15 protein-coding genes and 1 tRNA gene are annotated in these 14,214 nt (G+C 45.7%); 4 read left to right on the forward strand and 12 right to left on the reverse strand.

The genetic code is table 11. The annotated features are described in order from the left end of the window. Nucleotides 1–23: 23 nt before the first annotated feature. The 7 genes from ACQY3M_RS06350 to radC are packed head-to-tail and all read right to left on the reverse strand — an operon-like array spanning nt 24 to nt 6,813. Entirely contained in the window at nt 24–1,274 is a 1,251-nt protein-coding gene (locus tag ACQY3M_RS06350; RefSeq protein WP_428066856.1) for a peptidoglycan DD-metalloendopeptidase family protein, read from the reverse strand. A 51-nt stretch (nt 1,275–1,325) separates the two neighbouring features. Next, on the reverse strand, nt 1,326–2,243 hold the full coding sequence (locus tag ACQY3M_RS06355) for a phosphate acyltransferase (RefSeq protein ID WP_428066858.1): 918 nt from the start codon (nt 2,241–2,243) through the stop codon (nt 1,326–1,328). An 11-nt stretch (nt 2,244–2,254) separates the two neighbouring features. Further along, nucleotides 2,255–3,364, reverse strand: coding sequence for a butyrate kinase (gene buk, locus ACQY3M_RS06360; RefSeq protein ID WP_428066859.1), 1,110 nt, complete (start codon nt 3,362–3,364; stop codon nt 2,255–2,257). Nucleotides 3,365–3,411: 47 nt separating this feature from the next. Then, nucleotides 3,412–4,137, reverse strand: coding sequence for a hypothetical protein (locus ACQY3M_RS06365; protein WP_428066861.1), 726 nt, complete (start codon nt 4,135–4,137; stop codon nt 3,412–3,414). Between the two features lie 3 nt (nt 4,138–4,140). After that, the gene (locus ACQY3M_RS06370; RefSeq protein ID WP_428066863.1) at nt 4,141–4,839 is read right to left on the reverse strand and encodes an RNA methyltransferase; all 699 of its coding nucleotides are present in this window, start codon (nt 4,837–4,839) and stop codon (nt 4,141–4,143) included. A 1-nt stretch (nt 4,840) separates the two neighbouring features. Then, a complete protein-coding gene (locus ACQY3M_RS06375; protein WP_428066865.1) occupies nt 4,841–6,118 on the reverse strand; it encodes a serine dehydratase subunit alpha family protein in 1,278 nt (425 codons plus the stop codon). Then, a complete protein-coding gene (radC, locus tag ACQY3M_RS06380) occupies nt 6,115–6,813 on the reverse strand; it encodes a RadC family protein (RefSeq protein WP_428066867.1) in 699 nt (232 codons plus the stop codon). The genes ACQY3M_RS06375 and radC overlap by 4 nt, the downstream gene beginning before the upstream one ends. Nucleotides 6,814–6,869: 56 nt before the next feature. On the opposite strand from radC, the gene lpdA reads away from it, so the two are divergent. After that, nucleotides 6,870–8,222 carry a dihydrolipoyl dehydrogenase gene (gene lpdA, locus ACQY3M_RS06385; protein WP_428066869.1) on the forward strand — a complete coding sequence of 451 codons (1,353 nt, stop codon included), beginning with the start codon at nt 6,870–6,872 and terminating at the stop codon, nt 8,220–8,222. Nucleotides 8,223–8,299: 77 nt separating this feature from the next. Here lpdA and ACQY3M_RS06390 read toward each other — a convergent pair whose 3' ends face one another. Then, nucleotides 8,300–9,544 (reverse strand): NupC/NupG family nucleoside CNT transporter, encoded by a 1,245-nt coding sequence (locus ACQY3M_RS06390; RefSeq protein WP_428066871.1) that lies wholly within the window; start codon nt 9,542–9,544, stop codon nt 8,300–8,302. 140 nt (nt 9,545–9,684) lie between these two features. Here ACQY3M_RS06390 and ACQY3M_RS06395 point away from each other — a divergent pair, with 140 nt between their 5' ends. The 3 genes from ACQY3M_RS06395 (at nt 9,685) to ACQY3M_RS06405 (ending at nt 11,897) form a co-directional block, all read left to right on the forward strand. Next, the gene (locus tag ACQY3M_RS06395) at nt 9,685–10,179 is read left to right on the forward strand and encodes a YajQ family cyclic di-GMP-binding protein (RefSeq protein WP_428066872.1); all 495 of its coding nucleotides are present in this window, start codon (nt 9,685–9,687) and stop codon (nt 10,177–10,179) included. Nucleotides 10,180–10,184: 5 nt separating this feature from the next. Then, complete coding sequence (locus ACQY3M_RS06400) at nt 10,185–11,585, forward strand: tetratricopeptide repeat protein (RefSeq protein ID WP_428066874.1); 1,401 nt, start codon at nt 10,185–10,187, stop codon at nt 11,583–11,585. A 159-nt stretch (nt 11,586–11,744) separates the two neighbouring features. After that, on the forward strand, nt 11,745–11,897 hold the full coding sequence (locus ACQY3M_RS06405) for a hypothetical protein (RefSeq protein WP_428066876.1): 153 nt from the start codon (nt 11,745–11,747) through the stop codon (nt 11,895–11,897). A 114-nt stretch (nt 11,898–12,011) separates the two neighbouring features. Here the strand turns inward: ACQY3M_RS06405 and ACQY3M_RS06410 are convergent. The 4 genes from ACQY3M_RS06410 to lptE form a co-directional block, all read right to left on the reverse strand. After that, a tRNA-Arg gene (locus ACQY3M_RS06410) sits at nt 12,012–12,087 on the reverse strand. A gap of 156 nt (nt 12,088–12,243) precedes the next feature. After that, nucleotides 12,244–12,507, reverse strand: coding sequence for a 30S ribosomal protein S20 (gene rpsT / locus ACQY3M_RS06415; protein ID WP_428066878.1), 264 nt, complete (start codon nt 12,505–12,507; stop codon nt 12,244–12,246). A 111-nt stretch (nt 12,508–12,618) separates the two neighbouring features. Continuing rightward, on the reverse strand, nt 12,619–13,629 hold the full coding sequence (holA, locus tag ACQY3M_RS06420; RefSeq protein WP_428066879.1) for a DNA polymerase III subunit delta: 1,011 nt from the start codon (nt 13,627–13,629) through the stop codon (nt 12,619–12,621). Then, nucleotides 13,630–14,211, reverse strand: coding sequence for an LPS assembly lipoprotein LptE (lptE, locus tag ACQY3M_RS06425; protein ID WP_428066880.1), 582 nt, complete (start codon nt 14,209–14,211; stop codon nt 13,630–13,632). Between the last annotated feature and the right edge of the window lie 3 nt (nt 14,212–14,214).

Here is a 14,214-nt window from a genome sequence, read left to right on the forward strand (position 1 = left end):
CCCTTACTTTTAAATTTTTAAATTCACTTCGGCTGTTCTTGCTCTTTACTTTCCAAAATGGCCAAATACTTATCTCTTATTTTATTAAATTCTTCTCTCTTTGAGGCAGGTATTTCCTTTGACGCCGAACTCCTGTTCTTGGTGGTCAAGAAATCAAAATATTTACCGTTCTGCCTTATCCTGAAATCCAAATGCGGCCCGGTAGATAAGCCCGTCGAGCCGACATACGCTATCGTCTGCCCCTGCTTTACTTTTACGCCGTTGGCTATCCCTTTGGCATAGCCTTTCAAATGGCCATAGCACGTTACGTAATTGTTAGGGTGATGAACTTCCATATAGTTTCCGAAGCCGCCCTTCCACCCCTTTGAGCGTACTACGCCGTCCGCGACAGCCTCTACCGGCGTGCCCGCCGGCGCGGCATAGTCTATACCCAAATGCGGACGCCTTATCCTAAGTATCGGGTGCATTCTGCCCCTGGAAAATCTGGAAGATATCCTTACGCCCCTTACGCTTATCGGCGATTTTAAAAACATTTTCTTAGTGAATTTACCATTCTCGTCGTAGAATTCATCCTCGAAGCGTATGGCATAATTTTTGCCCGATACGCCGCCGTCATAATAGGCGGCCAAAATGCGTTCATTCAGCGTTTCCCCGCTTTTGGTGTAATCTTCTTCCCACAATATTGCAAATTTATCGCCGTTTCTGGTTTCGGTGTTAAAATCCACCGCCCAAGAAAATATGTCGGTAAAATCTAAAATAAACGTCGGTTTAAGCCCTTGCTCCTGCATGGAAGTAAACAAAGTATAGTCCACATCTCCCTTGGCGAAACGCTCCCTGCTTTCTACCGAAATATCCATAATCCCCGCTACCAGCTCATCGCCGTTTTGCGCGACGTAATAGCGGGAAAAATCTTTCGTCACCACCAGCATCTTAAAATTTCCCTCTTCGTCCAAAGTAAGCAAATATCTGTCGCGCGGAGCCAGGCGGTTCATTCTTAAAACGGTATCGAGCTTATTTACCACCTGCGCGGCCTTTTCCCTGGAAAGGCCGGCTTCTTGCAAAGGTATGGAAATATGTTGCTTTAAATTGCCTTCGTATTTCTTAAATATAATTTCCTGGTTTTGGCGGGCGGCTTCCACCACCGCCTTGTGCCGCTGTATCCCGTATGCCACAAACAGGCATACCAATACAAATACGGGCACATACATAATAAAATCCCTAAATACGGGGTGCCTTTTTATATATCTTATCGCTTTATTAAAAATATTAGACATTTCTCTATCGGACAAAGTAAGGGGGCAAAATATTTTTTGCCCCCTCTTGGTTTATTTCTGGTCTTTCAAATAAGAGCAAAGCGCTATCGCGTTTAACTTTACCATCGGGTGATCCGCCCTGGAAGGCAATATCACCGGTATATTGGGGCCGGCCAAAATGGTGGCCGCTTCCGTACCTTTGCCGAAAAACGCCAAAGCCTTGTATAAAGGATTGGCCGCGTCCAAATCGGGCAGTACAATCAAATCCGCGTCGCCCGCGACCTGCGCGCCTTTTATGCCTTTCTCCGCAGCGCGTTCCTTGGAGAACGTTATATACAAATCATAAGGGCCTTCCACTACACAATCTTTTATTTTACCCTCTTGATTCATTTTGACAAGCTCCTGCGCGTCAACGGTGGAGGGAATCTTTTCGTTTACTTTCTCCACGGGGCAAACTACCGCTACTTTCGGCTTTTCTATACCGAGCTTCCTTAAAATCTTGACAGCATTGTTTATCGCCTGCGCTTTCTGCTCCAAAGTGGGGCTGATCAACACCGCCGAGTCCGTCACGGCAAACATCTTGTGGTAATTGTCCGTCTTGAACAATACGAAATGCGTCAAAAGTGCGCCCTGCGGCACCAAACCCATTTCCTTGTTTAAAATCGCCTTCATATAGTACTTGGTATCGACCAATCCTTTTACCAAAAAGTCGCCTTTGCCTTTTACTATCTGCTCAACTGCTAAATTGCACATGGTAGGAACATCGTCGCATTGTATAAACTCGAATTTATCCTGCGCAAGCCCGATTTCGGTCATCATCTTCTTGACCAATTCCACCGGCCCTATCAATACGCCGCCCGATATTAAACCTTTATCGTCGGCCATTTTTATGGCGGTAAGCGCCTCGGTATTGTTCGCGCCGGGCACTACCACCCTGTTAGACTGGCCTTTCACCATATCTATCAGCTCAGAAAAGCTATTAAATTTCATTTTTATCTCCTTTACTTATACTCTTTAATTAACGAAGGGTTGTCCAGCGCTCTGATGGCGGCTTCCTTTAAAGCGGCCTTCTCGTCGCTGCCGGGATAGACGAATACCGGTGCCAGCCAGGATGTTTTTTCCTTCAGGGTTTCCCTTATATACTCGCTGTACATTACCGCACCGGTAAGGATTACGCCGTCCAGCTTGCCTTGCGCGGGCGCGGCCATATATGCAATGTATTTAGACATTTGATATATCATAGCGTCAATAGCTTCTTTAGCCTTTTCCCTGCTGCAGGTTATATGGCTGTTTTCGCCTTTTTTACCCGTTTTTATGAAATCCATTATCTCTTTAATATCGTGAGTGCCGCAATAGGCGCACACCCCGCCATGTCCCTTAACCTTAAGGGCCATTTCCTGCAAAGTGTACTTCCCGCTGTAACAAAGCCTCATAAAATTGCCGGTGGGCAAAGTACCCGAACGCTGCGGCGTCATAGGGCCTTCCCCGTCAAGGCCGTTATTAACGTCAACAACCTTGCCGTTGATATGAAGGCCTACAGTTATCCCGCCGCCGGCGTGCATAATAACAAAACGGCATTGATTATACTCTTTGCCAAGTTGTTTTGCCGTATGGATTGCAACACGCCTTTGGCTTAAAGCATGGAAAATAGGTATTCTGGGCAGTTCCGGCATTCCGCTGTATTGCGCAACGGGCCACATCTCGTTGACGACTTCCGGATCGCTGATCAAAGCGGGGCAGCCTGCTTCTTGGGCTATCATAGAGGCCAATATCCCCCCCAAATTACAAGGATGAACGCCCAAATAGCCCTTCCTCAAATCGGCAAGCATGGCTTCATTTACGTAAAAAGTGCCGCCTTCAGTATGTTTGGTGAGGCCGCCTCTTCCCATTACGACGTCTATTTCTTTCAAATCGATACCGTTCTTCTTCAAATAAGATAGGATAATGGCCTTCTTCATCGGGGCCATTTCGGTTACGTTTTTATTGGCATAGGGGGCAAGATCTTTAGTGGTATATTCCAGTTTCACCTCAAAAACCGGCTTTAACCCGCGGTAAAAACCGATGTCATCCGAAGTTGAGCCGGGGTTTATTACTAATATATTTTTAGGCATAAAGCTCCTGTCTTCTACGTCTTATTCCTTTATTTTATTTTAACATATTATTGGTACTTTGACAGAAGCCATACCGCCACGCCCAAAACAAGCGTAAAAACCACTCCCTTAAAAAATCCCCACCAATCGTTAGGAAGCTTGGGAGGCTTCTCCTCCGCCTTCTCTTGCGGGGAAACGGAGTCTATTTCCGCTTGAGTCAAAGCGCTTTCTTTCTCCTGTTCTACGGTGTTTTGTTTAACGGTTTGTTTCTCTTTTGGCGAGCTCTTTTCAGCCGCTTTTATAGGTGCGGGAGCGGCATTGCTACTGCTTTCATTCTCCGTTTTAGGTCCGTTTTCGGACAATATTGAAGGAGGTTCAAGACGAGAGCGCGTTTCCTGGCGGGAGGTAGCCGACTTTTCTTCCTCCTTTTCCTGCAACCAAAGCTCTTCTTGACGTTTTAAAAAATCTTCCAAAGACGGCTCATCGGAAGATGCTGCCGCTTCTTTCGTATCGGGCTTTAAAGAAGAGGAGGATTTGCCCTCCGTTTTTGGCGGGTTGTTTTCCTCCGGCAAAAGCGGCTGCCCGCCCAAAGCCACGCTGTCGGATATTTCCTCATCATTTTGCGCCGAATTATCCGAAGATAGTATATTATCCCCGGCGGACGTTTGCGCTAATCCGCCAACAATATCCCCCTTTTCGCCAGATATTAATTCGGCCGCAGGGGCGTTATCACCGTTTTGTGCGGAACACAAAACCGCAAAAAATAAAAATATCGGCAATAAAAAATATTTCATAGTCTACTCCTTAATCTTTGAAATTATTCTACTAACTATACCGTTTACAAAAAACAAATCTTCTTTATCCAGCATGCGACGAGCCGCCAAATCCTCCAATCGGCTTTGGCATACCTTATCACCCAGTACGGGCGGCAAATCTAAAAGTGAAAGCATTTGCAAAATATTGTCTTTGACTATTTCCACTTCCTTAAAATCGGGTTTTTTATAGCGCCCGCCCCTGTTCTTGGGTTTTATTTTAGATAATTCATAACAGCATAAAACAACTGCCTGCGCCAGATTTATCGAAGGAACTTCGGCCGAAGTGGGAATATTTAAAACGCAGTGGGCGAGGGCTATATCCTCTTTGTTAAGGCCAGTCTTTTCCGAGCCGAACACTATCGCCGTATTCTCGCTTTTGCAATCTTCCAAATAGCCCCCCAAAGAAGGCAGCGCCACTATCGGCCTGTCCGTTTTGCGGTTCTTTAGAGCGGTGGTGGCAAAGACGAGGTCCGCGTCAAAAAGCGCGTCCTTAAGAGTGTCGTAAAGTTTCGCTTTTTTTAGGATTTCGTGCGCCCCCACGGCGGAAACCGCCTCTCGCCAAGTAGGCTCGTAAGGCGATACCACCCTCAAATCGGCTAGCCCGAAATTTCCCATAGCCCGCGCAGCCGCACCTATGTTTTGCGGATTACGGGGCCTAACCAATATTATAGATGTTCCCATATTATTTGTTTTTCTTCTTCATTATATCGACTATCGTATTATCCACCTTAACCATACCTACCGTTGATATTCGGCTTAAATTCTGTATTGTCTTTTCCGCACTTTCGCCGATAAAGCCTTCAACTTCCGTTATGCCGTAATGATTGATGCCCATAAAAGCCGCCCGCAGGGCTGAATCCACCGAACTTACAACCTTCAAAGCGCAGCCGCTTTTCGCGCCGTCGCACAACATCCCGCCTATATCGCTTATGATATTGTTTATCGCCAGTGTTATCGCTTTTAAATCTGCCCCTTTCTGCTGATATACTATCGCCGCGCTGGCGCCCACCCCCGCGGCTATCGCACATCCGCATATCGGCGCCAAATCACCGGTAAACGCTTTTACGTATCCGTTAAGCAAATGGGAAAGCGCTATGCTTTGCAATATCGTCTTTTCCTTGACTTTAAGATACTTCCCTACATAATAAGGCACCAATACCGCCACTATGCCCTGATTGCCGCTTTCGCCGCTGCTCATTACCGGTATGGCGATGCCGTCCATTCTTGCGTCGGCCGCGCGCGAGGCAAGTATCTTGGTGGAATTGATAAGATTATTATCCAACATTTTTTTATCGACCAAATCACTCAGATAAAAACCAACCTTCTTCAGCTTTGCGCCCTCCTTTGCCGCGCGCATATTCATTAAAGCGCCTTTCTTGATATAAGCTAAATCCTCTTTATCGGCGTTTTGCGCTTCCCTTATCAAATCGGCCAGGGAAGAGCGCGCCAAAACTTTTTTAAAATCGCCTTTGTCTTCAAGCTCGGGTTTTTTGTCCACCAAGATTTTGCCGTTGTCCTCCAAATAATTAAGAGAAGTATGCCCCCCGCTTACCACGGCCTTGGCTTTATATCCGTCTTTATAGAGCAGATTAACTTCTATATAAAAATCTTTCCGTTTCTTTACTTTTATAGTTACGGCCTTTTGTTCCAGCAAAAATTTAGCCTCTTTAAGCAAAGCTGGCGTAGCACCTTTAAGTATTTCCATTCCCAATTTTGGTTTGGCTATCAAAAGACCTAAAGCCGCCGCCAACAAATTGCCGCGTTCGCCCTCGGTATTGGGTATTCTTACGCCAAGCCCGTTCTTGAAAGTGGCGGAATCCACCCAGACTACGGCTTTCTTTATTTCCCCTTTATGCAAAGCTGCGGCATTCGCCGCGCATAGCGCGACCGCTACCGGTTCCGTACAGCCCATCGCGGGATAGACTTGATGTTTTAGTACCTGTTTCAACAGAGTGCTCATACTTTCTCCTTTTTCACCGTTATAAGGCTGTTGGCCCTTATGCTGAAGAATTTTCCTTTTCCAACTACTATATGATCCAAAACAGATATACCCAAAGGGGCCGCTACGCGCGAAAGCGTCTCCGTAAGTTCTATGTCTTCCTTGGAAGGTTCCGGTTCACCAGAAGGGTGATTGTGGACAAATATCAAAGCCGCCGCCCTGCGTTTTAAAGCCTGCTCGATAATCTTTCTGGGAGAAACGCTGGCGCGGTCTATCGTGCCTACGGATATTCTCTCCACGCCTATTACGGCGTTCCTGGTGGTAAGATAAATCACTTCAAAAATTTCATTGGCTTCCCCCTGTAAAGAGGCTCGGCAAAAATCAACAACGTTTTCCGGAGTGGTTATTTCTTTGCGTTTTTTTATCTCCTCCAAGAAGTAAAACCGCATAAGCTCCCTTATCAGTTTGATGAACACCACGCTGTTATTGCCTATGCCTTCAACCTCTTCAAGCTCCGAGGGCGTCGCCTCCAGCACGCCGCTTAAAGAACCGAATTTCCTCAACAAAGCCCAGGCAAGCGGTTTGGTGTCTTTCCTCGTTATGCAATAGGTAAGCAGAAGTTCAAGTATCTCATGCTCCAGGAAAGATGAGATACCGCCCTTTTCAAAACGCTTCTTTAGTCTGGCCCTGTGCCCGCTGTAAGAGGGTTTTTCCATATAAATATTATATACTTTTATAATAAAATATTATCTTTAATAAGCTAGGAGATTGTATGACTAAAAAAGTTTTGGTTATAGGTTCCGGCCCCGCGGGATACCCGGCCGCCCTCAAACTGGCCGCTTTGGGCGCCGATGTTACCGTCGTCGAAAAAGCAAAAGCGGGCGGAGTATGCCTCAACTGCGGCTGCATTCCCTCAAAATCGCTTCTGGACGCGGCGCACCGCTTTGCTCTGGTAAGAAAAAGCGAGGCTTTATCCTCCAATCCGCAGGCAGGTGAAGATTTTTTCAATTCTTTGGACTTTTCCAAAATACAGGCCCGCAGGCAAGCCGCTGTCGACAAACTGCAAAGAGGCGTTTTGACTTTATTTAAAGCCGCCAAAGTAAAATATATAGAGGGTGAAGCCTCCTTTGTTTCGCCAAATTCCGTAAAAATAAACGGGGTAGAATATTCCTTCGACGCCGTAATAATAGCCGCAGGTACAAAACCCTTCTATCCACCCCCGTTTGACCAATATAAAGAATATCTTTACGACAACGGCAATATTTTCGACATAAAACAACTGCCCAAAAAGGCAATAATAATCGGCGGGGGCGTAATCGGCTGCGAATTTGCCTGCCTTTTTAACGCTTTCGGCGTTGATACAACGATAGTGGAACTTTCCCCCACAATCCTGCCTACGGAAGACGAAGGCGCGGTGAGAGTGCTCAAATCCTCTTTTGAAAAGCGCGGAATAAAAATAAAAACTTCCGCCGCCGCAAAAGATATGGCCGTGGAAAACGGCGTCAAAAAGATAATATTGTCCGACGGTCAAACGCTGGAAGCGGATTTGGTGCTGGTCGCGGTAGGCAGAACACCCGATTTGGAAAACCTAAATCTTAAGGCTGCAGGAGTGGAGTGGGACAGAAAAGGCATAAAAGTAAACCCCAAGACAATGCAAGTTAAAGACAATATTTACGCGGCGGGCGACGTCAACTGGCTGTGCCAGCTCGCTCACGCGGCCACCGCGCAAGGCGAAACGGCGGCATACAATATTATGGGTATAGCACACGAGTATGATAACAATCTCGTACCATCCGCCATATACGCCTGGCCCGAAAGCGCACGCATCGGCCTAACTTTAAAAGAGGCTTTGGCAAAAGGTCATAAGGCCAGAGCCAAAAAAATCTTTATGCTCGCCAACGGGAGAGCCGTAACCCAAGAGGAAACGGAAGGCTTCGCCCAGATTGTTGAAGATGAAGAAACGGGCTTGATACTTGGCGCACAGATAGTCGGCCCTAGCGCGGGTGAAATGATACATATACCCCTTATTGCCATGGCCACCAAAATGAAAGCCAAAGAAGCGGGAGAGCTTATCTTCGCGCACCCGACCGTGAGCGAAGCGCTTAAAGAAGCTATGCTGAAATAAAACCCAATCGGGAAACACCATATACAATAAAAAGCCCCCGCTTTTCCGCGGGGGCTTTTTAATATTTGAAATATCCGTCAGTGAACGAGCAAGCCCGCTATTATACCTCTTAAGCAGCTGGCCAATAAACCCGCTATCAAAGCCCTGAATCCAAGCCTTGAAAGATCCGCCCTTCTGTTGGGCGCTATCGCGCCGATACCGCCTATCTGTATGCCGATTGAAGAGAAATTCGCAAAGCCGCACAAAGCATAACTCAAAATGACTTTCGTCCTTAATGACATCTCCACCGTATCGCCGTTGAGTATAGAGGAGAAGTTGGCATAAGCCACAAACTCGTTTAATATCGTCTTCTCACCGACTAACTGCCCCGCCAAAACCATTTCGTCTGCGGGTACGCCCATCAGCCACGCTAAAGGCGAAAATACATATCCGAAAATTTGCTCTATCGTCAAAGCCTTCGCCATAAACCAGCCGGTAACCCACTCCACAAAGCCGCTGCACAAAGCTATCAAAGCCGTAAACGCTATCAACATCGCGGCCACGTTTAAGGCAAGCTGCAAACCGGTGGTAGTACCGTTTGAAATCGCGTCAAGCACATTCGCGCTGGGGTCTTTATAATCGATTTTGGCTACACCCAAGGTAATCGGTTTTTCCGTTTCCGGAACCATCAATTTGGAAAACATAACACCGGCCGGCGCGCCCATTACGCTGGCCGCCATAAGGTGCCCCGCTATACCGGGAACATTATCCTTAAGCATAATTATATATGCGGCCAATACGCCGCCGGCTACCGTAGCCATGCCGCCCGTCATTACGCACATAAGCTCGGACTTGGTCATCTTCTCCACATAAGGCTTAATAAGCAAAGGCGCTTCCGTCTGGCCTACAAAGATGTTGGCCGCCGCGCTCAAACTTTCCGCGCCGGAAAGCTTGCAGAGCTTGCCCAATACCAAAGCAAATACATATACCACCTTCTGCATAATGCCCAAATAGTACAAAAGCGACATTAATGCAGAGAAAAATATTATCGTGGGTATAACTTGGAACGCAAATATGTATCCCAAAGTTTCTTGCGTCGCCAAAGGCCCGAAAACCATTTCCGCGCCCGCTTTTTGGAAATCCAAAACTTTTAATATCGCGTCATTTAGATAATTGAAGACCGTAACGCCTACGGAAGTCTTCAATATCAAAACCGCAAATACTATCTGCAAGCCGAAAGCCCACAATATCGTGCGCCAGTTTATAGCTTTTCTGTTTGTACTTAGCGCGTATCCTATCCCGATAAACACAACCACGCCGATTAAAGCAGCAATGTTTGCCATTGAACAATCTCCTTATAGTGTTGAATTGATAAGACCATTCTACATTTTAAAACCGCTTAAAGCAATCACGCTTTTTTGAGTTTTCGCGCGTCTGTTAAAATATCTGTTAAAATACTATAATAAGACAAACGGAGGTTTTTATGGCGGATTTTTCTTTTGACGTAGTATCCAAGGTGGATTTAAATTTGATTGAAGAAGCAATAAGCGTGGCAAAAAAAGAAGTAACGAATAGATACGACTTTAAAGGCTCCAACCCGAATATTGAGCTCCTTCCGAAGGAAAATCTGATAAAAATAAGCTGCGGCGATGAATATAAAGTAAAAGCCTTGTACGACATTCTGCTGACGAGACTTGCCAAAAAAGGCGTGGCTTTAAAAAATTTTTACCCGCAGAAAATAGAAGCCGCTTTGGGCGGAACGGCGAAACAGGAAGTCAAAATACAACAGGGGATACCGTCCGACAAAGCCAAAGAAATAACAAAAACGATAAAAGAGGCTAAACTTAAAGTTGCGGCCTCAATACAAGGCGACCAGCTTAGAGTTACCTCCGCCTCCAAAGACGCCTTGCAGCAGACAATAGCCCTATTGAAAGGCAAGGACTTCGGGCTGGAACTGCAATTTACTAATTATAGGTAATCTTGATGAAAAATATAAAATATATCTTTTTGATTTCGGCAGTACTTTTCTGTTCCGCCAATATCTTTGCTCAAAGCGCGATGACGGAACTTACTTTCTATAAAAAACAAAGCCAAGGCGAAGACAAAAAACTCCTTGAAAGCATAGACAACCAACTCGGCGCTTGGCTGGATAAAAATTATGCCCTGCCCGGCGCAGACGACGCTTTGCTGCTTAAAGCCAGCATTGAAGTCCGAACAAAAAAATATCCCGCCGCGTACGTAACTCTGTTAAGGCAAAAATACGAGTTCCCCAATTCGGCAAACGCGCAGCAGGCCGCCTCGCTTATGAATACCGTAATAGAAAATATGCCAAAATCAACCAGAGAGAATTTAAAAAAAGCCTACGCCTTAAAATCAGTGCCGAAGAATTCAGATGACAGAATGGCCGAATTTTTGGCTTCCGCCACCAAGCTGGAAATCAAAGGCTCCTACGAGCCGCTTAACGACGAATACAGAAGCTTCTTCGCCAGATTCCCCACCTACGAGAATAAGGACAAAATGGAACTTATGCTCGGGGATTTGGAACGCTTTAACAAAAACTACCAGGCTGCGGTTATGCAGTACAAAAAAGTCTACGACATTTATCCTTCTACAAAATACAAAGCTGCATCTGTAAGAATGTTGGGCGATATTTACGCCAGCGAACTGAGGGATTACAACCAAGCCGCCTACTATTATAACAGCGTAATAAAGAACTTCCCTAACTCCATCGAAATAGCGACTACCTATAACCATATGGCTATAATGAACGATAATCAGCGCGATTATGTTTCCGCGGCGGAAAACATAACAAAAGCGGCGGAAATTTACCTTAAAAACGGGCAACGTGAAAAGGCCTATGACGCTTTTCTCTACAAAGCGCAGCTGCAGGAAAAGAAACTTAAAAACTATGCCGGCGCAGTCGATACTTTAAACAAAACAGCGCAAATATTCGCCAAAGACGAAGATAAATACATCAACTGCAAATTCCTGGCCGCAGACGTATACGCCCGCAGATTAAAAGACAATTACGGCGAGCTTAAATCTTACGAAGACATTATATCGGCCTATCCCGCTTCCAAGCAGACTCCTAAGGCCCTATACGAGGCCGGTATGACCGCGGAAAAACTCGACCAATACCAAAAAGCGAAAGATCTGTATCAGAAGCTGATAATCAACCACCCCGCCGATGATTACGCTTTAAAAGCGCAAAGAAGGATGTCAAGAGTGGAAAAACAACTCGGAACAGATGATCGGACCGCGGCTTACGGCGCCCCTAAAGACCAAACGCAAAAAGCCGCACAACCGCAAAAACAAGCCAAAGATCCCGATCAAAATATTGAGAATGAAGAAGATGAATACGATATCATTGAGGAGCTGAACTGACTTTTACCTAAATAAACCCCAATCAGCACTCCTTAAAATCTAATTTATAGATTGACATTGAATATAAAAATAAATAATACTAGGAAATAGACAGAGGTATGTTTATTTAATCTAAATTGTTATAAAATTCTGTTGAAATATTATTTGGGGAGAGTAAAAATGAAGAAATTATTTGTTTTGATAGCCGTTTGCTTATTCTTTGCGGCCTGCACCGGCACCCGCGGCCATGTAGGCGGCCAAAAAGTATGCACCAACGATTACCTTTTGGGCGTAATTTCCTTTAGCGAAATGGTAGCCCCCTGCGGCAAATAAACAAAAGCCGTGGATTACAACTAGGCGGCTTAGGCCGCCTGGTTTTTATGTCTAAAACGGCCAAGCATAAAATTTAAATGATAAAAACCCGCCTGTTAAAGGCGGGTTTATATTTGGCGCGCCCGATAGGAATCGAACCTACAACCTTATCCTTAGGACGGATCTGCTCTTCCAGTTGAGCTACAGGCGCAAAATCTATATACAAAATTATAACAATTTTAAAGCCGCGGAGCAAACTTTAAAAGCGTTAAAATATACATTCAAGCGAGAATGCTCCCCCCGCTTATAAAAACACCAAAAAAGCGCGGCCGCTTAACGGCAACCGCGCTTCTTATCGCCAAAAAAACTATTTGCTTTCGGCTTTATTCACGGACTTGGCCAAGCGCGATTTCTTCCTCGCGGCCGATTTCCAGTGTATTACGCCTTTCTTCGCGGCTTTATCTAAAGCGGAAGAGGCTTTCGCAACGCTTTCGGCAGTCTTGGTTTTGGCCACTTCTTTGGCAGCCAAACGAACGACTTTCTTTAAACCCGTATTAGCCGAATTTCTTTTTACGGACTGTCTTTGCGCTTTCAACGCACTCGTGTGACGCCCAGTTTTTAATTTTGCCATGTTTAATTACCTCTTAAATAAGTATATATATTTTATCTTTTTGTTGTATTTTATGCAATACTTTAATATCCCAGCGACGCTTTTTCTTTAAAACGCCATCGGGATAGAAATCTATCTGCTTAAAAGCGCAAGAATAACACCCTTTATCTGTATCGACGGCTCTAGTAAAGCACCGCTCTTAAAGCCCATATCTGTCTCTATTATTTTATCCACAGCACGACATAAGGCCTTTGATGAAGGCATTATATACGCCTTGGCCGCCAAACGCCCTTCCCACGGCATTAAACCCGCCGCCTGCTGCAAAGCCGCGCCCGTAAGACCTGCTTCGCTAAGCCTTTTTATCCTTAACATCTTTAACGCGCAAGCGCTTATTTTATTTAACACGCTTATAGGCTCTTCCCCGCCGTCAAGCAGCTTTTGCGCCAGCTTCAGAGCTTCACCCCGATTGCAATCCAATACGGCATTGCTAAGCGCAAAGGGGTTTTCTTCCTTGTTTAGACCAACACAGGCCAGAACATCTTCCTGACCGACGGTCTTTCCCGCTCTGTCCAACAAATAAAGGGATAGTTTCTCTATCTCCATATTTAGGGCCGACAAATCCGCGCCGACTATTTCCTGCAAGAGTATCAAAGCGTCGGGATCGATTCTCAAACCTTTATCGGACAAGTGCTCCTCTATCCAAGGGCCGAGCTGATTGCTTTTTAATTCGTCGAAGGAAACTATCACGCAGCTGTCCGAGCAGGATTCCTCCAATATTTTATCCTTCTTAAACTTCTTCGCGTCATTATGCATTATTACAAAGCAAGTGCTTTCCAAGGGGTCGGAAAGATAATTGCATAATGCTTCCAGCGCCGCTTTTTTAAGTTTATCGGCATTATCCAAAATTATCAAACGTCTTTGGCTGAACACTGGCGCCGTGCCCGCCAAGCTGAGCAAATCGCCCATATCGCAGGAGGAAGCATCCTCTTTTACATAGTTAAACTCGTCAGGCGCCAGCAGTTCCCGTATTTTTGAGGCCTCCTCTTTTTTCCGAAACACGTCCTCGCCCGCAAACAAATATACGGGCGCTAAAACGCCTTTCTTTATATCTTTGGAAAATTGCGAAAAAGTTACTCTTCCCATTTATCTGGTTATCGTAGTTTGGTCTTTATTTATCTGCGCCCTTTGGCGTATTTCACTGCCGACGGAGCCAAAACCTTCTACCGTGCGCTTTACTATCATCTTGGAAAAATTCTTCCACAAATATTCCCTCGCCTGTTCCTCCGTCATACCGCCGGGCAAAGTGGAAGCCGAATAAGTATATATTTGCTGCAAAGCGGGTTCTTCCCATACGGTCTTTTGCGTTTCTTTGTCTATGAAGCGCACCTTAAGCAATACTTCCATACGATATACCGTCGGAACCAAACGGGTATCATACTGCACGGGCACGAGGATATATCTTAATATTTCGCCCGCCAATACACCATTGGCCTGCGATTCATTGGTAATATTGTAACTTCCGTTGCGCAGGAACTCGTCCACCACTTCCATGGTAAGGCGGTCTTCCAAGGCAAACACTTCCGTACGGTTGATAAACGGACGCACGTGTATCTTGGTTATATGCTGGGGCATAATCTGCGCGTTGGGGCTGTAATACACCGGGGTATCCATCGGCGCGCAGCCAAACGCGAACAAAACAGCGAAAAAGATAAAATATTTTTTCATATT

Source organism: Candidatus Proelusimicrobium volucris, assembly GCF_959605025.1.
Classification (GTDB): domain Bacteria; phylum Elusimicrobiota; class Elusimicrobia; order Elusimicrobiales; family Elusimicrobiaceae; genus Proelusimicrobium; species Proelusimicrobium volucris.

Excerpts from the sequence above, each read along its gene's own strand:
- ACQY3M_RS06350 (WP_428066856.1), bottom strand. The coding sequence starts at position 1,274 with ATGTCTAATATTTTTAATAAAGCGATAAGATATATAAAAAGGCACCCC.
- ACQY3M_RS06355 (WP_428066858.1), bottom strand. The coding sequence starts at position 2,243 with ATGAAATTTAATAGCTTTTCTGAGCTGATAGATATGGTGAAAGGCCAG.
- buk (WP_428066859.1), bottom strand. The coding sequence starts at position 3,364 with ATGCCTAAAAATATATTAGTAATAAACCCCGGCTCAACTTCGGATGAC.
- ACQY3M_RS06365 (WP_428066861.1), bottom strand. The coding sequence starts at position 4,137 with ATGAAATATTTTTTATTGCCGATATTTTTATTTTTTGCGGTTTTGTGT.
- ACQY3M_RS06370 (WP_428066863.1), bottom strand. The coding sequence starts at position 4,839 with ATGGGAACATCTATAATATTGGTTAGGCCCCGTAATCCGCAAAACATA.
- ACQY3M_RS06375 (WP_428066865.1), bottom strand. The coding sequence starts at position 6,118 with ATGAGCACTCTGTTGAAACAGGTACTAAAACATCAAGTCTATCCCGCG.
- radC (WP_428066867.1), bottom strand. The coding sequence starts at position 6,813 with ATGGAAAAACCCTCTTACAGCGGGCACAGGGCCAGACTAAAGAAGCGT.
- lpdA (WP_428066869.1), top strand. The coding sequence starts at position 6,870 with ATGACTAAAAAAGTTTTGGTTATAGGTTCCGGCCCCGCGGGATACCCG.
- ACQY3M_RS06390 (WP_428066871.1), bottom strand. The coding sequence starts at position 9,544 with ATGGCAAACATTGCTGCTTTAATCGGCGTGGTTGTGTTTATCGGGATA.
- ACQY3M_RS06395 (WP_428066872.1), top strand. The coding sequence starts at position 9,685 with ATGGCGGATTTTTCTTTTGACGTAGTATCCAAGGTGGATTTAAATTTG.
- ACQY3M_RS06400 (WP_428066874.1), top strand. The coding sequence starts at position 10,185 with ATGAAAAATATAAAATATATCTTTTTGATTTCGGCAGTACTTTTCTGT.
- ACQY3M_RS06405 (WP_428066876.1), top strand. The coding sequence starts at position 11,745 with ATGAAGAAATTATTTGTTTTGATAGCCGTTTGCTTATTCTTTGCGGCC.
- rpsT (WP_428066878.1), bottom strand. The coding sequence starts at position 12,507 with ATGGCAAAATTAAAAACTGGGCGTCACACGAGTGCGTTGAAAGCGCAA.
- holA (WP_428066879.1), bottom strand. The coding sequence starts at position 13,629 with ATGGGAAGAGTAACTTTTTCGCAATTTTCCAAAGATATAAAGAAAGGC.
- lptE (WP_428066880.1), bottom strand. The coding sequence starts at position 14,211 with ATGAAAAAATATTTTATCTTTTTCGCTGTTTTGTTCGCGTTTGGCTGC.